The organism is Sphingomonas psychrolutea, assembly GCF_014636175.1.
In the GTDB taxonomy this organism is placed as follows: Bacteria; Pseudomonadota; Alphaproteobacteria; order Sphingomonadales; family Sphingomonadaceae; genus Sphingomonas; species Sphingomonas psychrolutea.
Genome location: NZ_BMDW01000007.1, coordinates 64257 through 81240 on the forward strand (window position 1 = coordinate 64257; position 16984 = coordinate 81240).

Below are 16984 nucleotides of genomic sequence, written 5' to 3' on the forward strand. Positions count from 1 at the left end.
CGCACTTCCCGGAGACCCCAGCTTTCGCTGGGGTGACGGATTGGCTAAAGGGCACGCATGACCGACCATTCCCCCGCCCCCGAACTCCTCGCCAAGGCCGAAACGCTCGTCGAGGCGCTACCGTACATGCAGCGTTACGCGGGCAAGACCTTCGTCGTGAAATATGGCGGGCATGCGATGGGCGACCCCGAACTCGCGCGCGACTTCGCCGAGGATGTCGTGCTGATGAAGGCGGTCGGCATCAACCCGGTGGTGGTGCATGGCGGCGGGCCGCAGATCGGCGCGATGTTGAAGCGGCTCGGGGTCGAATCGCGCTTCGTCGATGGCTTGCGCATTACCGACGCCGAGACCGCGCAAATCGCCGAAATGGTGCTGGCCGGGAGCATCAACAAGGAAATCGTCGGCTGGATCGGCCAGGCGGGCGGTCGCGCGGTCGGCATTTCGGGGAAGGACGCCAATCTGGTCGTCGCCGAAAAGGTCGGCGGGCGGCGCGAGCCCGATCCCAATTCAGGGATCGAGCGGCATGTCGATCTCGGCTTTGTCGGCGATCCGGTCGCGGTCGACCCGTCGATTCTGATCAACCTCGCGCGCGACGGTTTCATTCCGGTGGTGGCACCCGTCGGCTTGGGCGCGGATGGCGCGACCTATAACATCAATGCCGATACGATGGCGGGCGCGATCGCAGCGGCCCTGGGCGCGGAACGGCTGTTCATGCTGACCGATGTGGTTGGCGTACTCGACAAATCGGGCGCGTTGCTGACCGATCTCGTCCCCGCCGATGTCGCCGCCTTGCGCGCCGACGGTACGATCAGCGGGGGGATGATCCCCAAGCTCGAAACCTGCGTCCGCGCGGTCGAGGCCGGGGTCGATGCCGCGGTCATCCTCGACGGGCGCGTGCCGCATGCGATGCTGCTCGAGATTTTCACCAAGCGTGGGGCGGGGACGTTGGTGCGGCGCTGAGAAAAGAAGAAGGTTGGTTCGCGCGGACGCGCGGAGGACGCGGAGAAGAAAAAGGGCGCGGCAGCGCTCCCACACCCATCGCGGCACATGGATGACGTCGGAAGTGTCTCCCGACCCCACCGTTGCACACACTCTCCGCGTCCTCTGCGCCTCTGCGCGAACCAACCTTCTCAAGACGCTTCCACGCTCGACACCCTCAAGGGGTGTTCGCACGCGCGCGATCGCGCTAGAGCCGGAACGACCCCGAACGGAGAGATATGGTGCTGACGATCCTTCAAATCCTGCAAGTGCTGATTCAGGCGGTGTCGTTCGTCGTGCTTGTGCAGGTGATCCTGTCGATGCTCGTCGCGTTCAACGTCATCAACACCTATAACGAGACGGTCCGCGCGATCTATCAGGGCCTCAACAAGGGGACCGAGCCGCTGTACCGCCCGTTCCGCCGGATCCTGCCCGATTTCGGGCAAATCGATCTGGCGCCGTTCGCGCTGCTGGTGACGCTCAACATCCTGAGCGCGATCGTGCTGCCGCGGCTGATGCTGTGGTACATCGGCGCGTCCCCGCTCTGATTTCGAAAGGAGCCGAGGTCATGACCGCCAGCATCATCGACGGCAAAGCCTTTGCCGCAGGATTGCGCGCGCGCGTGGGAGAACGGGTTGCCGCGTTTGTGGCGCAGGCCGGGCGCGCGCCGGGGCTGGCGGTGGTGCTGGTGGGGGAGGACTCCGCTTCCGCAGTCTATGTCCGCAACAAGGGGCGCGCGACGCGCGAGGCGGGGATGGTCAGCGTCGAACATCGCTTGCCCGCCGACGTGCCGCAGGATGCGCTGATCGATCTGGTCGATGCGCTCAACGCCGATCCGGCAATCGACGGGATTCTGGTGCAATTGCCGCTGCCGCCGCACATTGACGAGCGCGCGGTGCTCATCCGGATCGACCCCGACAAGGATGTCGACGGCTTCCACCCGGTCAATGCCGGGCGGCTGGCGACGGGGTTGCCGGGGTTCGTGCCGTGTACGCCGCTGGGCTGTCTGATGCTGCTCAAGGACCAGCTTGGCGATTTGAGCGGGCTCGATGCGGTGGTGATCGGGCGGTCGAACATCGTCGGCAAGCCGATGGCGCAATTGCTGATCGCCGAGAGCTGCACCGTCACGGTCGCGCATTCGCGGACGCGCGATTTGTCGAGCGTGGTCAAGCGCGCCGATATCGTCGTCGCGGCGGTCGGCCGCGCACAGATGATCAAGGGCGAATGGCTCAAACCCGGCGCGACCGTCATCGACGTCGGCATCAACCGCACGCCCGAGGGGCTGGTCGGCGATGTCGATTTCGCGGGCGCGATGGGCGTGGCGAGCGCGGTGACGCCGGTGCCGGGCGGGGTCGGTCCGATGACGATCGCGTGTTTGTTGCGCAATGCGCTGATCTCGGCGGAGCGGCGTGAAGGCGTGGCATATGAGAAGGGCGCGATCTGATGCTAGCGCTCTTGCTGCTTGCGGCCCTGCCCTCCGCCGCCCCCTCCGTTCGTGCTGAGCTTGTCGAAGCACCGCGCGTTGCGCTCGCGGATAGCGGCCCTTCGACAGGCTCAGGGCGAACGGAAGAAGAAAAAGGGTCCGCCCTCGACGCCGAACGCGCCTTTGCCGCCGATGCGCAGACGCTCGGGCAATGGACCGCCTTTCGCAAATGGGCGGCGCGCGACGCGACGATGTTCGTGCCGCAGCCGATCAACGCGCAAAGCTGGCTTAAGGACCGCAAGGACCCGGCCAAGGCGATCGCGTGGTGGCCGACTGCGAGCTATGTTTCGTGCGACGGGTCGCTTGCGGTCAATACCGGCGGGTGGAAGCGGCCCGACGGCGCGGTCGGCTATTTCTCGACGGTGTGGCAGCGGCAGCCGGACGGCGGCTGGAAGTGGATCGTCGATGGCGGAGACGATTTGAAGGTCGCGCGCCCGCACGTTGCAACGCCTGTCGTTCACCACGCCAAATGTGGAAAGACTTCCGTTTGGGAAGGCGTTGATCTCGAAGGCATGACGGGAAGTGGTGGGTCGAAAGATGCGACCTTGATCTGGACCTGGATCGTACACGACGACGGCAGTCGGCGGTTTCAAGTATTGCGTTGGGATGGGCAAAGCTGGGAGCCGGCAATGACCGACAAGATCGCCGCACCCAAATGATCGAACTCTATATCTCCTCGCTCATCACCTTTTTCGTGGTGATCGATCCGCCGGGCTGCGCGCCAATCTTTGCCGGGCTCACCAAGGGCGCGAGCGTGGCGCATCGCCGCGCAATGGCGATCCGCGCGGTGCTGGTCGCCTCGGCGATCCTGTTCGCCTTCGCTTTGTTCGGCGAGGCGTTGCTCAAGGGATTGGGGATTTCGCTCGCGAGCTTCCGGATTGCGGGCGGGATCATGCTGTTCCTGATCGCGCTCGAAATGGTGTTCGAAAAGCGCACCGAGCGCCGCGAAGACCGCGCCGCCAAGATTGCCGCGACGCCCGAGGTCGAGGATGTGTCGATCTTCCCGATGGCGATGCCGATGATTGCCGGGCCGGGGTCGATCGCGTCGGTGATGCTGCTCGGTTCGCGCAACCCGGGGCTCGAGCAGCATCTCGTGGTATTCGGCGCGCTGGCGACGATCCTGCTGCTGACGTTGCTTGCCTTGCTCGCGGCGGGGCCGATCATGCGCGTGCTGGGGGCGAAGATCGAGGCGGTGATCACGCGGCTGCTCGGCGTGCTGCTCGCGGCGCTGGCGGTGCAGTTCGTGATCGACGGGGTGAAGATCAGCCTCGGCTAAGCCGACCGCAGGTCAGATTTTCTTCTCCGCGTCTCCGCGTGAACCATACTCTTTGTTCACGCGGAGAAGAAGGGAGATTTGCGCTACGCGCTACTTGATCTGCCACAGCCGGAGCGGCGACTTTTTCGGCATTGGCAGCGGTTCGAGCCAGTCGAATTCTTTCCGATGCGCGAGCTGGTCGTAGAAGCCGCCCGGCGCGCGCGCGCGGTAGATCGTCGATTCGGCCATGTTGGGGCACACCAGCAACAGCGTCGCGACGTGGCGCTTGGCGATTGTCCGGAAGTTTTCCGGCGTGCCGGAGAAGGCATGCTGTACATCGAGAATCGCGTCACCATTGCGGTGATACGGCCCCGCCACGGCATTGTGATGCGTGATCGTGATGATCCGGGGCCCCAGATCGACGAAGCTGAAGATCGTCTGCGCCGGATAGCGGTCGAGCGGGCGCAGCGCGCTCATCGTCGGGCAATTGCCGCTGGCGCGGTCGACGATTTGGGTGCGCTTGTCGGGGCGGTCGATCGGCAGAAAGCGGATCGCGAGGCCGGCGAATAGCCCCGATCCGATCAGCAGGATGACCGCGACCGTGCCGAACACGCGGATCAGTGCCGATTTACGGCCCTGGAAGTACGGCACCAGCATCCACCCCAAAGCGACCGCGCCGGGCACCGCCAGCATCTGCGCCGCCGGCCCGGCGCGCACTTGCCACAGCAGCAGCAAAGCGGCGCCGGTCACGAACAGCAACACCGTTCCCCACGCCAGACCCAGCGCGGTCCCGCGCGCGCGCCACGTCGCGACCGCTGCGCCGATCACGCCGACCACGGGCAGCACCGCAACCGGGAACGCAACCCGGAACGGATGCGCGTAGATCGGCCGCGCCTCGCGGATCATATTGAGCCAGTTCTTCTGCAATTCGGGCGAGGCCTGTTCGGGGCGGCCGAGGCATTGCGGGAAAATGAGCGCGAAGCCGATGACGATGACCGCCCCTGCCGCGACAGCAAGAGCGAGCCGCACCCAGCGATTCTGCGGGTTCACCCACGCCAGCGCGAACAGCAGCGCGCCCGCCACCACCATCACACTGAGCCACACCGGGGTGAGCGCATCGCAGCGCAGCACGGCATTGGCGTAGGAGGCGAACAGCGCATAGCCAAGCGCGCTCCCTGCGCCGAGCGTCAGCGCATAGAGCGTCAGACGCAGGGCCTCGGCGCGGTCCCACACCCAGCGCAGCGTCAGGATCGCGCCGGCGATCGCGGCATAAGGCAGCATTTCGAGCCCGATCGCAAGCGACACCGCGCCCGCCAGCCCGACGATCGCGCCGCCACGAACGGGCTTCGGGTCGCACAATCCGGCGACGGTCAGGCTCAGCATCGCGAGCTGCCAGCCGTGATGGTCGATCCGCTCGGGCATATACATCAGCAGCGTCGCGGTGCAGCACAGCAGCAGGAGGATCGCGAGCGGCCAGGCATAGGGGCTGACCAGCCGGCGCACCGTCGCCCCGATGCCGAGGAAGGTGATGCTCAGCGGGAGCAGCGGCGCGATGCCGCACGCCAGCATCTCGGCCTCGCGCGCGCCGACGAACGGGCGCAGCAGCAGGATGAGCCCGGCGATCGGCAAATCGACGATCCGGCTCCAATGCATGTCATAGCCGCCGGGCGGGTTGAGGCGATACTGCCGCAGATCGTACCAATCCTGCCCGCCGAGCCACGCGCGGACCTGCATCAGCCGCATATTGTCGTCGGTGTCGCCAAGCTGGAGAAAATGGATCCCGGTCCAGCGTTGCGCGACGAAATAGACTGCGACGCCGAACCAGGCGAGCAAGCTGAGCGAGACCCAGTCGCGCTCCAGCGCCTGTGTGAACCGACTGCGCCCGTGCAAAGTGCTTCCCTCGACCATCATCGCGCTCTACTGGCGCAATCGTAAAGGGCAAGCGAACGTGGCGGCGAACGACAAGGCAATGTGGCGACACGTCGAACAGCTGCGCGCGAGCGCGATGTTCGGCGAGGTGATTCGCTTCGGAATTTCGGGCGTGCTGACGACGCTGATTTATGTGGCGGTGTATTGGCCGCTGACGCGCTTCGTGTTCGAGCAGCGGCACGCCGTTTATGCCGTGCCGTTCGCCTTCGCCGTGGCGGTGACGGTCGGCTTTTTCCTGCATAGCCGGTGGAGCTTCAAGGGCCATGCGACGCGCGACGCGGATCCGCTGCGGCATGTAAAATTTGTCGCGGTCCAGGCCTCGGGCATCGCGCTCAACGGGCTGATTACGTGGATCGGGACGGCGAAGCTCGGCTATTCCCCGATGGTGCCGTTGCTCCCCGCCGTCGCCTGCGCGACGGTCTTCACCTTTTTCCTCAACCGCCAGCTCGTTTTCAAATAATGGCCCCGAATCGGATGGATCGCGCCTGATGGACCGTATCGTTTACGACCGCATGGCGGCGCATGATTCGACGCATTGGTGGTACCGTGCGCGGCGCGACATCCTCGCCGCGTATTTGACGCGCGAAGGTGGGCTGCCGAAGGATGCGCGCATTCTCGAAATCGGCTGCGGGACCGGGCATAATTTGCCGATGCTCAGCGCGTTCGGCACGGTCGAGGCGATCGAGATCGATCCGGCGGCACGCGCGATTGCCAGCGAGCGGCTCGGTGCGCCGGTCGGCGATGCACGCTTGCCCGAACTGCCCGGGATCGAACGCGGCGCCTATGATCTGATCGCGGTGCTCGATGTCGTCGAACATATCGAAGACGATGTCGCCGCGCTGAAGGCGATGGGCGAATGCCTGAAGCCCGGCGGCAAGATCCTGATCGCGGTGCCCGCACACCAATGGCTGTGGAGCGCGCACGACGTCGTCAACCACCACCACCGGCGCTATTCGAAGGCGACGCTCGCCGCGGCGATTGGCAAAGCGGGGCTCGACCATAATGGCTTGCGCTGGTTCAACTCTTTGCTCTTCCCGCTGGCGGCGGTCGTGCGGATCGCGGGGCGGTTGCGCGGCCAGGACGATAGCGACGATTCCCCCCCGCACCCTGCGCTCAACACGCTGTTCGAGCGAATTTTCGGGTTTGAGCGGCACTTGCTCGGCAGGGTGCCGTTGACGCCGGGCGTCTCGATCGTGACGCTCGCATCGCCCAAAGTGCCATAAGCCGCGTCGGCACCTATGTCCTACAGGCGGCTCGCCATGCTATGGCGCGCGAATTGAAGTAGCTCTTTGACACCGCCGTATTTTTTGTCAAAAAAACGCCGTTTCTGCGGCGTGTTTATCCCTAAACTTAGCCTAAACTTCCGACACGGCAGCGGCTCCGTCGGGCGCGGCCTCGACGATGGGTTCGGCGCGAAATCCCAGCGTCGCATGGCCCTTCACCGGGCCGACCACATCAGCCACCAGATACAGCGGGCGACGCTTTGATTCGACGTAAAGCCGCCCGAGATATTCGCCGATCATGCCGAGCACGAACATCTGGAATGCGCCGAGCAGGACGACGACGAGCATCGTCGACGTCCAGCCCGCCACCGCGCTGCCGCTGAAAAAGCCGACGGCAATGTAGAGGAACAGCAGCAGCGACGCCGCCGTCAGCGCGAGGCCGAGATGGCTGGCGAAGCGCAACGGCGCGGTTGAAAAGCCGGTGACGGCGTCGAGCGCGAGGCGGATCATCTTTGCGAGCGGATAATTGGTCTCACCGGCATGGCGCTCGGCGCGGTCATAGGGGAACGGCACTTGTTTGAAGCCGACCCAGGCGACCATCCCGCGGATGAAGCGCGCCTGTTCGGGCATCGCCAGGAACGCATCGAGCGCGCGCCGGCTCATCAGCCGGAAATCGCCGGTGTCGAGCGGGATCGCGGTATCGGTGACGCGATCGAGCAAGCGATAGAAAGCGGCAGCGGTGGCTTTCTTGAACAAGGTCTCGCCCTCGCGCGAGCGGCGCACGGCGTAGATCACGTCGGCCTGGGCTTCGATCATCGCCGCGCGCATGTCGCCCAATAATTCGGGCGGGTCCTGCAGATCGGCATCGATGATCAGGATTTGCGCGCCCGAGCACAGATCGAGCCCAGCGGTCAGCGCCAATTGGTGACCGTGGTTGCGCGATAGATTGATTACCACCAGCCGCGGGTCGGCGGCGGCGAGGCGTCGCATCACTGGCCAGCTATCATCCTTCGATCCGTCATTGATGAGCAGGATTTCGTAATCCTCGCCGACCGCTGCGCGCGCCGCCGCCGATACGCGGCTGTGGAGCAGGTCGAGGCAAGCGGCCTCATTGTAACACGGGATGACGACGGAGAGCGCGGGGCGGGACATCGCAGCGGTCTAGCGCGATGTTGCGCATCCGTCATGGGTCAAGTTTCAAAAGCCAGGACCATGGGTGGCTTTTTGGTCGTTGGCTGGGAGCGCTTAGACCCGCGTCACGCCATTGACCGCATCCGCGGCGCGCAAAGCGCCGATGACGTGCATCAAATGCTGTACGTCATGCACTTCGACATCAATCGTGTTGGTGTGAAATCCAGTGTCGCGATTGTCGAGCCGGAGGTTGACGATATTGGCCTTTTGCGCGCCGATGATCGTCGCGATCGTGCCCAACGCGCCGGGTTCGTTCTTGACCTCGACCGAGATGCGCGCGGTCGCGCCCTCGGTCTTGTCGCCCCAGGAAAGATCGACCCAATCGGCATCGTCGGCGGATGCGAGCACCGGGCAATCGATCGTATGGACCTCGATCCCGGCATCGGGGCGGCGCAGGCCGACGATGCGGTCGCCGGGGACAGGGTGGCAGCATTCGGCCAGATCGAACGCGACACCCGCCGTCAGGCCGCGGATCGAGATGGCGGAGAATTGCGGCGGCATATCGCGCAGCGCGTCGGCACCGGCCGATCCCGGCATCAGCGCCTCCATCACTGCGCGGTCGGGAATACGCCGCCGCGCGATCGCTTCGAGCAGAGCGGCTTCATCGGCCACCTTCAGCCGCTGCATCGCCACCGCTTGCGCGTCTGCCGCGAGCGGAGCGGGCATGCGCGAAACGAGTTCGTCATACATTTTGCGCCCGAGCGACTGCGTCTCGACATGTTCCTTGTGGCGCAAGTGCCGCCGGATTGCGGCACGGGCCTTTCCGGTGATCGCGAAATTCATCCAGCCCGGCTGCGGCTCCTGCGCTTTCGAGCGCAAAATCTGCACCTGATCGCCATTTTCGATGATGGTGCGAAGCGGTACGACGCGCCCGTTGATCTTGGCACCCACGGCCTGATCGCCGAGATCGGTGTGGACCGCATAAGCGAAGTCGATCGGCGAGGCACCCTTGGGCAATTGTTGCAACTCGCCTTTGGGGGTGAAGGCAAAGATGCGATCCTGGTACATCGCCATCTTGGTATGCTCGAGCAACTCCTCGGGGCTTTCGGCGGTGTCGAGGATTTCGACCAGATCGGCGATCCAGCTATGCTGTGTGTCGGGCCGGACCTTGTTCTGCTTGTATGCCCAATGCGCGGCCAGGCCGAGTTCGGCCTCTTCGTGCATCGCGGCGGTGCGGATTTGAATCTCGACGCGCATATTGTCGGCGTGGATCACCGACGTGTGCAGCGAACGATAGCCGTTGCGCTTGGGGGTTGAGATATAATCCTTGAACCGCCCCGGCACCATCGGCCAGCGCCGGTGGATCGTGCCGAGTGCGGCGTAACACGCCTCTTCCGTCGGGACGATCGCGCGGAACGCCATAATGTCGGACAGTTGCTCGAAGCTGATATGGCGCTCGGCCATCTTCTTCCAGATCGAATAGGGATGTTTTTCGCGGCCCGACACGTCGGCCTCGATCCCGGCGCGCGACAGCAGCAGCTTCAGGCCCGAACCGATCTTGGCGATGCGGTCGCCGCCGCCTTCCTTGAGCTGGGCGAGCCGGATGGTAATCGATTCATACGCTTCGGGTTCGAGTTGCGCGAAGGCGAGCGTCTGCATCTCCGTCATGAATTCGTACATGCCGATCCGCTCGGCAAGCGGGGCGTAAATATCCATCGTCTCACGCGCGATGCGGCGGCGCTTGTCCTCGGATTTGATGAAGTGCAGCGTGCGCATGTTGTGCAGCCGGTCGGCGAGCTTGACCAGCAGCACGCGGATGTCGTCGGACATGGCGAGCAGGAACTTGCGCAGATTTTCGGCGGCGCGCTCGTTTTCGGTCTGCGCCTCGATCTTGCTGAGCTTGGTCACGCCGTCGACGAGCCGTGCGACCGACGCACCGAACAGCCGCGTAATCTCCTCGGGCGTGGCGACGGTATCCTCGATCGTATCGTGCAGGATCGCGGTCGCGATCGTCTCGTCGTCGAGATGCAGATCGGTCAGGATGCCGGCGACTTCGATCGGATGGCTGAAATAGGGATCGCCATTGGCGCGCTTCTGGCTGCCGTGCGCTTGCATCGAAAAGACGTATGCGCGGTTGAGCAGAGCCTCATTGGCATTGGGATCGTAATCAAGGACTCGATCGACGAGTTCGTACTGGCGCAGCATGTCGCGTCCAAGATGGCGTTGCGCGTAGCTGCTTTGCAACATATTTGCGCGCCTGCCCCAAGAAAAAGCCCCTCCCGCGCGTGGCGCGGAAGGGGCAGTGACCTCTCGGGGAGGATATTTATTTGGCGCGTGCGTTGCACTTTTCGAGCGCAGGCGCGTCAAAGGACTGGCCACCCGCGCTGAACGACGCCAATTTGCCCGCGCTCTTTACGACCATTTCGCACATGATCGCTTCGCGTTGCGGACCCTTGTTCGCGGTGAAGGCGGTGGTGTTCCACTTCCATACCGTGCCGTTGGTGATCAGCAGCGTCTTGGTGGGCGCAGCAACCGGGGTCGCAGCATAATAGGGGCCGGCATCGGCGGCATGCGCGACGATCGGGCTAAGCGAAGCGGCCGAGACCAAAGCGGCGGCGGCAAGCGAGAGCAAGCGGGTCATGGGGAGGCTCCTTCTTTATTCAGTTGCGAATTACTACTTAAATGCTGCACATGCGAGTTGCAAGTAAAAACGTATATTTCATTCCCATGACGCGCAAAAATGCGATAAGGTGACAGATTATGGACGGAAAACTCCGCGAACCCTTGCGGGAACTGGCAAGCTGCAGCCTCCCCGCCGCGCTCGAGGCGATGGGAGAGCGCTGGAGTTTCATGATCTTGCGGGCAGCGTTTAACGGGCTGCACCATTTCGAGGAATTTCAGTCCGAACTCGGCATCGCACGCAATATCCTCGCCAATCGGCTTGGGCGGCTGGTCGATCACGGCATTCTGACACGCACCGCAATGCCCGCCGACCGCCGCAAGATTCATTATCAATTGACCGACAAGGGCTCGGCGTTGCTGCCGACGATGCTTGCGCTGCGACAATGGGGTGAACGCTGGGAGACCGGTTTTCCGGCAAGCCCCGTTTTGGTCGATGCGCGCGACATGCGACCGATCGGCCCGATTGATGTGCGCGCGCATGACGGGCGGGTGTTGACCAAACACGACTTGCTCTGGGCGTTGCCCGAGCATGTCGATTATGGCGAGGCCGAGCTGCGCGCTGCTGAGTAAACGGGTGGGCGCCCGCCAAAACCGGGAGTAGATTCCGGCGAAAATCTTGCGTATCGAGGTGTCCGTGCCCAGCCTCCATGCCCTCGCCAACCCGGCGCGCTTCCTGAAAATCGCCAGGCCGCTGACCCCCTTGCTGTTCTGGGCGGGCGTGTTGCTGCTCGGGTACGGCGTGTGGGGCGGCCTTACGCAGACCCCGGCGGATTATCTGCAGGGCGAGACGGTGCGGATTCTCTACATCCACGTGCCGACCGCGTGGCTCGGCATGTCGGGGTGGAGCGGGATTGCAGTCTCGTCGCTGGTCTTTCTCATCTGGCGCCACCCGCTCGCGATGATCGCCGCGCGCGCGATCGCGTTGCCGGGCGCGGTCTTTGCGGCGCTCTGTCTGGCGACAGGGTCGATCTGGGGTCGGCCGACCTGGGGCACGTGGTGGCAATGGGACGGGCGGCTGACCTCAATGCTGCTGCTGTTCTTCGTCTATCTCGGCTTCATGGCGCTGGTCCGCGCCGATGATGATCGCGGTGGAGACGGGCGTATTCCGGCGATCTACGGCATTGCCGGCTCGGTCCTGCTGCCGATCATCCGCTATTCGGTGGTGTGGTGGAACACGCTGCATCAGGGCCAGAGTATCGGCATCACCAAATCGAGCATCGATCCGTCGATCCTGTGGCCATTGTGGTTCACGCTTGGCGGCTTCACGCTGCTGTTCGCCGGGATCGTCTTGATGCGGATGCGCACGATCCTCGCCCGCACCAAGGCCGAGGCGCGAATGCGGCGGATGGCGAATGTCGTGGAGGTGATGGCGTGAACCCCTGGCCGTTCGTGACCGCCGCCTATGTGCTGACCGGGGTTGCCTCGGCCGGACTTGCGCTGTGGAGTTATCTGGCGATGCGGAAGGCCGAGAAGAAGTGAAGGCCAAGCATCAGCGTTTGACTTTGGGTCTGCTCGCGGTCGCGGCGGTCGGCGGGGCGAGTGTGCTGGCGCTCTCCGCGCTGAAAGATCAGGCGGCGTTCTTCTATGCGCCGGGCGACGTGAAGAAAGATGGCTTGCCACTGGGCAAGGCGGTACGGCTTGGCGGCATGGTTGAGGGCGGATCGATCCAGCGGCTCGCCGACGGGGTGTCGATGCGCTTCGTCGTGACCGATGGCCTCGCCACCGTGCCGGTCGCGTTTCGCGGGATCGCGCCCGACCTGTTCCGCGAGAAATCGGGTGTCGTGGCGGAAGGATCGTTCAATCCCGATGGCAGCTTTACCGCGACCAATTTGCTCGCCAAGCATGACGAGAAATACATGCCGCCCGAAATGGCGGGCAAGATGCACGAGACGAAAACCCTGAAACAATGATCGGCGCACGATGTTAGCAGAAGCCGGCCTTGCCGCTTTGTGGTTCGCCGCAGCGCTCGCCTTGCTCCAGCTCGTGCTGGCGGGGCTCGGCGTGTGGCGTTCGGCGAAACCGGCGCTGGCGCACGACGTATCAACCGCCGAGATCATGGCCGCAGTCCGCCCGGTCGCGGTGGTGCAGGGCGCGCTCGCGCTCGCCGCGATGTTGCTGCTGATCTGGGTGTTCGCGCGCAGCGATATGTCGGTGCTGCTGGTTGCGCAGAACAGCCATTCGGACAAGCCGATGCTGTACAAGGTGGCGGGCGCATGGGGTAACCACGAAGGCTCGATGCTGCTGTGGGTGACGATTCTCGGCGTCGCCGGGGCCGCTGTCGCCTTGCTCGAACGCAGCCTGGACCGACGCACGCTGATCGCGACGCTGGGCGCGCAAGCGGCGATTGCGCTCGGGTTCTACGCGTTCCTGCTGTTTTCCTCGAATCCGTTTGCCCGGCTCAATCCGGCGCCGGCCGATGGCAATGGCCTCAACCCGCTGCTGCAGGACCCCGGCCTCGCCTTCCACCCGCCGACTTTGTACATCGGCTATGTCGGCATTTCGATCGCGTTTTCGTTCGCGGTCGGCGCGATGATCACGCGCGATGTCGGCCCTGCTTTTGCCCGTGCGATGCGGCCGTGGGTGCTGGGCGCGTGGATTTTCCTGACGCTTGGTATCACCGCGGGTTCATACTGGGCCTATTATGAGCTCGGTTGGGGCGGCTGGTGGTTCTGGGACCCGGTCGAGAATGCCTCGCTCATGCCGTGGCTGGCGGCGACTGCGTTGCTCCATTCGGTGTCCGTGCTGGCGACGCGCGACGGCCTCCGCGCGTGGACCTTGATGCTGGCGGTGGTCGCCTTCTCCATGTCGATGCTCGGCACCTTCCTGGTGCGCTCGGGCATCCTGACCAGCGTCCATGCTTTTGCGGTCGATCCGACGCGGGGTTCCTTCATCCTGGCGTTGCTGGCGATCTATATCGGCGGCGCGCTGCTGCTGTTTGCGCTGCGCGTCGGCACGGTGAAGCAAGGCAATACGTTCGATTTCGTCAGCCGCGAGGGCGCGCTGATTGCCAATAACCTCTTGCTGACGGTGATCCTCGGGATCGTGCTGATCGGCACGCTTTACCCGATCGTTGCGGCCGGATTCGGCACGCAATTGTCGGTCGGGGCGCCCTTCTTCGACAAAGCAGCGGGCCCGGTCGCGCTCGCGCTGGTCGCGGTGATGGCGGCGGGGCCGATGCTACGCTGGCGGCGCGATACGGCGGAGGCGGTGCTCAAGCGGATGACGCTGCCGGTCGCGGTGACGGGAATCGTGCTGATTTTGGTGGCGATGCTGGGGCATGTCGCCGTACTGCCGCTGCTCGGGCTGGCGCTTGCGGCGGGGCTGGCGGTGGCGAGCGTTGCGCCGTTGTGGATGCGCAATTTGCGCCGCACGCCTTTATTCACGTACGGCATGGTGCTCGCGCATCTCGGCATCGCGGTGAGTCTCGCGGGGATGGCGTGCGACACCGCCTTTACGCAGGCGACGCTGGTCGCCGCGCGCGTCGGCGTGGCGCAGCGCGTCGGGCCGTTCACTGTGACGCTCGACGGGATCAAGCCCGTGATCGGGCCGAACTGGTCGGCGCTCGAAGCGCGGCTGAGCGTGCGGCGTGGCGAGACTGGAAGCGTGTTTTACCTGCGCCCGCAATCGCGCTTTTTCGCCAACCCGGTGACGGTAACGAGCGAATCGGCGATCGCCACACGCTGGGATGGCCAGCTTTACACCGTGCTGGGCGAGCCCGACGGGACGGGGCGCTGGCAATTGCGGCTGTGGTGGAAGCCGTTCGTGACGCTGATCTGGTTCGGCGGCGCGCTGGTCGCCCTCGGTGGCGCGCTGTCGCTGCTCGGGCGCTTGCTGCGCGCGCGGCAAGGCAAGCTGCGTGAGGGCTCCGCATGACGCGGCCGCTGATCTGGGTGCCGTTCCTCGGCGCGATTGCCTTGTTCGCGGTGATCGCCTGGGGGCTATTCCGGCCCGCCGACCGGGTTATTCATTCGGCGCTGGTCGGGCAGAAGCTGCCGGCGTTCACTTTACCGCCGATCGTTCCGGGTAAGCCGGGCCTCTCGACCGCTGCGTTCGCCACCGGCAAGCCGCGCTTGCTCAATGTGTTTGCCAGCTGGTGCATTCCGTGCATTGCCGAGGCACCGCAATTGCTGAAATTGCAGCAAGCCGGGGTCGAGATCGACGCGGTCGCGATCCGCGATACGCCCGCCGCGATCGCCGATTTCCTCGCGCGGAATGGCGATCCTTATCGCGCGATCGGCGACGACCAAGCCAGCGCCGTGCAACTCGCACTCGGATCGGCGGGCGTACCCGAAACCTTCGTAATCGACGGGCAGGGGCGGATCGTCCAGCAACATGTCGGCGATATCCGCGAAGAAGAAGTGCCGGGACTGATCGCCGCGGTGAGGAATGCGCGGTGAAGTGGCTCGCAATTCTGCTGCTCGCGCTGGCGGCCCCCGCCTTTGCCGACAGCAATCAGCCGCCTGCGCCGCTTGCCAACGTGCAGTTGAAGGACCCGGCCAAGGAAGCGCAAGCGCAAGCGCTGATGCTCACGCTGCGCTGCGTCGTGTGTCAGGGGCAGTCGATCGCCGACAGCAATGCCGAAATGGCAGGAGACATGCGCTCGCTCGTCCGCACGCGGATCGCGGCCGGGGAAAGCTCGCAGTCGATCCGCGATTGGTTGATCGCGCGCTATGGCGATTATGTCAGCTATGATCCGCCGCTCAGCGCCACCACCGCGCCGCTGTGGATCGCGCCGCTGGCCTTGCTGGCGATCGGCGCTTGGCTGGCGCGGGCGAGTTTCAAGCGGCGGCGATCCTCATGAATGTGCTGATCCTGCTGGCGGTCGGGCTCGTCGCGGCGAGCGTATTGTGGGCGATGGGCGTCGCGCGCCGGTTGTGGACGATTGCAGGCGCAGCACTGATGCTGGGCGCGGCGGGCTTCGCGCTGCAAAGCCAGGCGCACCAGCCAGGCAAGCCGACTGAGGCCGATGTGACGCCGATCTCGGTCGATCCCGGCATGATCGCCTTTCGTGAATTGGTGTTCGCGCCGTCGCGGGAGGACAGCCTCGCCCTCGCCACCGCCGATGCGCGGCTGCGGTCGGGCGACGCGCATGCCGCCGCCGAGGGATTGCGCGCCGAAATCGCGCTGCGGCCGGGCAATGCCGTGCTGTGGAGTGGTCTTGGCTACGCGATTGCGCTGCATGATGGCGCAGTGTCACCTGCCGCGAAATTCGCCTTTCGCCGCGCCGTTACGCTCGCACCGCGGGCGCCTGGGCCAACCTTCTTCCTCGGCATGGCCTATGTCGATTCGGGGGATTTCGCGGCGGCGCGGCCGGCCTGGGCCTATGCGCTCGCGGTAACGCCCAAGGACGCGCCATACCGCGCGGATATTGCCGATCGGCTGGCCGCGGTCGACCAGTTCCTGAGAATGTCCGCCGCGCAGCGCGCCGCCGGGGGTATGCGCTGATTTAGCGCACGACTAGGCGCGTATAGAGGTGCCACGTGGCGTAGCCCAGCCACGGCAACACTACCGCCAGCCCGATCGCCGCCGGGATCAGCCCGAGCAGCAGCAGACCGGCGACGCGCAAGCCCCAGCCGAACACTTCGCGCGGATTTTCGCGCACCGCCTTGATCGACGTGCGCAGCGCTGTTCCGGCATCGACTGGTTTGTCGACGACCATCGGGAAGGATACGACCGCAACGATCAGCGTCACCACCGCAAACGCTCCGCCCGCCAGATTGCCGAGCACGATCAACTGCCAGCCTTCGCCCGTCGTAAACAGGCGCCCGAAGAAATCTCCGACTTGCATCGGCGCGTTCGCCCCGAAGGTGACGCCGTAAATCGCATAAGCGACGCCGAGCCAGGCGACGAACAGCACCGCCAGCCCGAATGTCAGCGTGACGAGCGGCCAGCGGCTGCGCCCACCCAGCGGATCGACGAAATGCCACCAGCTCGAATCGCGCCCTTCTTCGCGCCGCCGCGCCAGTTCGTAAAAGCCCGAGGCGACCGCCGGTCCCGCGATAGACAGGCCGGCGACCAGCGGAAAGAACAAGGGGAGCAACGGCGCGTTGAACGCGAGCGCGACGGCGATGCCGCAGATGATCGGATAGAGCAGCCCGAGAAAGATCAGATCGCCGCGCTTCGCCTGAAAATCCTTCCACCCCTCCGCCAGCGCCCAGTTGAGATCTGCCGTACCAATCCGCCTGACCTCGGGAAGATCGGCGGGCATGGATGTCGCGATTGCATCGAGCGTGGTCATCGGAAAGATCCTCTCGGCGGTTGCGGTACGTCCCTCTTTCTTGTTCTGGTACCAAGCTACGCCTC

At 64.8% G+C, this 16984-nt stretch carries 19 protein-coding genes; 14 read left to right on the plus strand and 5 right to left on the minus strand.

Annotated elements, in window-relative coordinates:
- Positions 1-57: 57 nt before the first annotated feature.
- From argB to IEV62_RS07415, 5 genes are all read left to right on the plus strand, one after another.
- Positions 58-960, plus strand: a complete 903-nt coding sequence (gene argB, locus IEV62_RS07395; RefSeq protein ID WP_188446232.1) for an acetylglutamate kinase — start codon at positions 58-60, stop codon at positions 958-960.
- 257 nt (positions 961-1217) lie between these two features.
- Positions 1218-1526, plus strand: coding sequence for a YggT family protein (locus IEV62_RS07400; RefSeq protein ID WP_373868575.1), 309 nt, complete (start codon positions 1218-1220; stop codon positions 1524-1526).
- Between the two features lie 20 nt (positions 1527-1546).
- Positions 1547-2422 (plus strand): bifunctional methylenetetrahydrofolate dehydrogenase/methenyltetrahydrofolate cyclohydrolase FolD, encoded by an 876-nt coding sequence (gene folD, locus IEV62_RS07405; RefSeq protein WP_188446233.1) that lies wholly within the window; start codon positions 1547-1549, stop codon positions 2420-2422.
- Positions 2422-3120: a hypothetical protein gene (locus IEV62_RS07410; RefSeq protein ID WP_229732903.1), complete on the plus strand. Its 699-nt coding sequence runs from the start codon at positions 2422-2424 to the stop codon at positions 3118-3120. The genes folD and IEV62_RS07410 overlap by 1 nt, the downstream gene beginning before the upstream one ends.
- The gene (locus IEV62_RS07415) at positions 3117-3737 is read left to right on the plus strand and encodes a MarC family protein (RefSeq protein ID WP_188446234.1); all 621 of its coding nucleotides are present in this window, start codon (positions 3117-3119) and stop codon (positions 3735-3737) included. Before IEV62_RS07410 ends, IEV62_RS07415 begins: the two co-directional genes overlap by 4 nt.
- A 90-nt stretch (positions 3738-3827) precedes the next feature.
- Here the strand turns inward: IEV62_RS07415 and IEV62_RS07420 are convergent, their stop codons facing one another.
- Entirely contained in the window at positions 3828-5624 is a 1797-nt protein-coding gene (locus IEV62_RS07420; protein ID WP_188446358.1) for an AcrB/AcrD/AcrF family protein, read from the minus strand.
- Between IEV62_RS07420 and IEV62_RS07425 the strand changes: the two genes are divergently transcribed.
- The gene (locus IEV62_RS07425; protein ID WP_229732906.1) at positions 5608-6105 is read left to right on the plus strand and encodes a GtrA family protein; all 498 of its coding nucleotides are present in this window, start codon (positions 5608-5610) and stop codon (positions 6103-6105) included. The two genes, IEV62_RS07420 and IEV62_RS07425, sit on opposite strands and share 17 nt — an antisense overlap.
- Before the next feature lie 28 nt (positions 6106-6133).
- Positions 6134-6868, plus strand: a complete 735-nt coding sequence (locus tag IEV62_RS07430) for a class I SAM-dependent methyltransferase (protein WP_188446235.1) — start codon at positions 6134-6136, stop codon at positions 6866-6868.
- 132 nt (positions 6869-7000) lie between these two features.
- On the opposite strand, the gene IEV62_RS07435 is transcribed toward IEV62_RS07430, so the two are convergent.
- The 3 genes from IEV62_RS07435 to IEV62_RS07445 all read right to left on the minus strand — a co-directional run bounded on the left by IEV62_RS07435 (position 7001) and on the right by IEV62_RS07445 (position 10640).
- The gene (locus IEV62_RS07435) at positions 7001-8020 is read right to left on the minus strand and encodes a glycosyltransferase family 2 protein (RefSeq protein WP_188446236.1); all 1020 of its coding nucleotides are present in this window, start codon (positions 8018-8020) and stop codon (positions 7001-7003) included.
- A gap of 93 nt (positions 8021-8113) precedes the next feature.
- The gene (locus tag IEV62_RS07440) at positions 8114-10204 is read right to left on the minus strand and encodes a RelA/SpoT family protein (protein WP_188446360.1); all 2091 of its coding nucleotides are present in this window, start codon (positions 10202-10204) and stop codon (positions 8114-8116) included.
- Positions 10205-10322: 118 nt separating this feature from the next.
- Positions 10323-10640 (minus strand): CC_3452 family protein, encoded by a 318-nt coding sequence (locus tag IEV62_RS07445; RefSeq protein WP_188446237.1) that lies wholly within the window; start codon positions 10638-10640, stop codon positions 10323-10325.
- Positions 10641-10759: 119 nt separating this feature from the next.
- Between IEV62_RS07445 and IEV62_RS07450 the strand changes: the two genes are divergently transcribed.
- The 7 genes from IEV62_RS07450 to IEV62_RS07480 all read left to right on the plus strand — a co-directional run bounded on the left by IEV62_RS07450 (position 10760) and on the right by IEV62_RS07480 (position 16126).
- Positions 10760-11251: a winged helix-turn-helix transcriptional regulator gene (locus tag IEV62_RS07450; RefSeq protein ID WP_188446238.1), complete on the plus strand. Its 492-nt coding sequence runs from the start codon at positions 10760-10762 to the stop codon at positions 11249-11251.
- Positions 11252-11315: 64 nt separating this feature from the next.
- The gene (ccmC, locus tag IEV62_RS07455) at positions 11316-12056 is read left to right on the plus strand and encodes a heme ABC transporter permease CcmC (RefSeq protein WP_188446361.1); all 741 of its coding nucleotides are present in this window, start codon (positions 11316-11318) and stop codon (positions 12054-12056) included.
- A gap of 100 nt (positions 12057-12156) precedes the next feature.
- The gene (gene ccmE, locus IEV62_RS07460; protein ID WP_188446239.1) at positions 12157-12591 is read left to right on the plus strand and encodes a cytochrome c maturation protein CcmE; all 435 of its coding nucleotides are present in this window, start codon (positions 12157-12159) and stop codon (positions 12589-12591) included.
- A gap of 10 nt (positions 12592-12601) precedes the next feature.
- A complete protein-coding gene (locus tag IEV62_RS07465) occupies positions 12602-14554 on the plus strand; it encodes a heme lyase CcmF/NrfE family subunit (protein ID WP_188446240.1) in 1953 nt (650 codons plus the stop codon).
- Complete coding sequence (locus tag IEV62_RS07470) at positions 14551-15078, plus strand: redoxin family protein (protein WP_188446241.1); 528 nt, start codon at positions 14551-14553, stop codon at positions 15076-15078. Before IEV62_RS07465 ends, IEV62_RS07470 begins: the two co-directional genes overlap by 4 nt.
- Positions 15075-15482, plus strand: a complete 408-nt coding sequence (locus tag IEV62_RS07475; protein ID WP_188446242.1) for a cytochrome c-type biogenesis protein — start codon at positions 15075-15077, stop codon at positions 15480-15482. The genes IEV62_RS07470 and IEV62_RS07475 overlap by 4 nt, the downstream gene beginning before the upstream one ends.
- Positions 15479-16126 (plus strand): tetratricopeptide repeat protein, encoded by a 648-nt coding sequence (locus IEV62_RS07480; RefSeq protein WP_188446243.1) that lies wholly within the window; start codon positions 15479-15481, stop codon positions 16124-16126. Before IEV62_RS07475 ends, IEV62_RS07480 begins: the two co-directional genes overlap by 4 nt.
- A 1-nt stretch (position 16127) precedes the next feature.
- Here IEV62_RS07480 and IEV62_RS07485 read toward each other — a convergent pair whose 3' ends face one another.
- A complete protein-coding gene (locus tag IEV62_RS07485; RefSeq protein WP_188446244.1) occupies positions 16128-16919 on the minus strand; it encodes a DUF2189 domain-containing protein in 792 nt (263 codons plus the stop codon).
- Positions 16920-16984: the final 65 nt, after the last annotated feature.

Coding starts and splice junctions, on each gene's coding strand:
- argB (WP_188446232.1), top strand. CDS start 58: ATGACCGACCATTCCCCCGCCCCCGAACTCCTCGCCAAGGCCGAAACG.
- IEV62_RS07400 (WP_373868575.1), top strand. CDS start 1,218: ATGGTGCTGACGATCCTTCAAATCCTGCAAGTGCTGATTCAGGCGGTG.
- folD (WP_188446233.1), top strand. CDS start 1,547: ATGACCGCCAGCATCATCGACGGCAAAGCCTTTGCCGCAGGATTGCGC.
- IEV62_RS07410 (WP_229732903.1), top strand. CDS start 2,422: ATGCTAGCGCTCTTGCTGCTTGCGGCCCTGCCCTCCGCCGCCCCCTCC.
- IEV62_RS07415 (WP_188446234.1), top strand. CDS start 3,117: ATGATCGAACTCTATATCTCCTCGCTCATCACCTTTTTCGTGGTGATC.
- IEV62_RS07420 (WP_188446358.1), bottom strand. CDS start 5,624: ATGGTCGAGGGAAGCACTTTGCACGGGCGCAGTCGGTTCACACAGGCG.
- IEV62_RS07430 (WP_188446235.1), top strand. CDS start 6,134: ATGGACCGTATCGTTTACGACCGCATGGCGGCGCATGATTCGACGCAT.
- IEV62_RS07435 (WP_188446236.1), bottom strand. CDS start 8,020: ATGTCCCGCCCCGCGCTCTCCGTCGTCATCCCGTGTTACAATGAGGCC.
- IEV62_RS07440 (WP_188446360.1), bottom strand. CDS start 10,204: ATGCTGCGCCAGTACGAACTCGTCGATCGAGTCCTTGATTACGATCCC.
- IEV62_RS07445 (WP_188446237.1), bottom strand. CDS start 10,640: ATGACCCGCTTGCTCTCGCTTGCCGCCGCCGCTTTGGTCTCGGCCGCT.
- IEV62_RS07450 (WP_188446238.1), top strand. CDS start 10,760: ATGGACGGAAAACTCCGCGAACCCTTGCGGGAACTGGCAAGCTGCAGC.
- IEV62_RS07465 (WP_188446240.1), top strand. CDS start 12,602: ATGTTAGCAGAAGCCGGCCTTGCCGCTTTGTGGTTCGCCGCAGCGCTC.
- IEV62_RS07470 (WP_188446241.1), top strand. CDS start 14,551: ATGACGCGGCCGCTGATCTGGGTGCCGTTCCTCGGCGCGATTGCCTTG.
- IEV62_RS07480 (WP_188446243.1), top strand. CDS start 15,479: ATGAATGTGCTGATCCTGCTGGCGGTCGGGCTCGTCGCGGCGAGCGTA.
- IEV62_RS07485 (WP_188446244.1), bottom strand. CDS start 16,919: ATGACCACGCTCGATGCAATCGCGACATCCATGCCCGCCGATCTTCCC.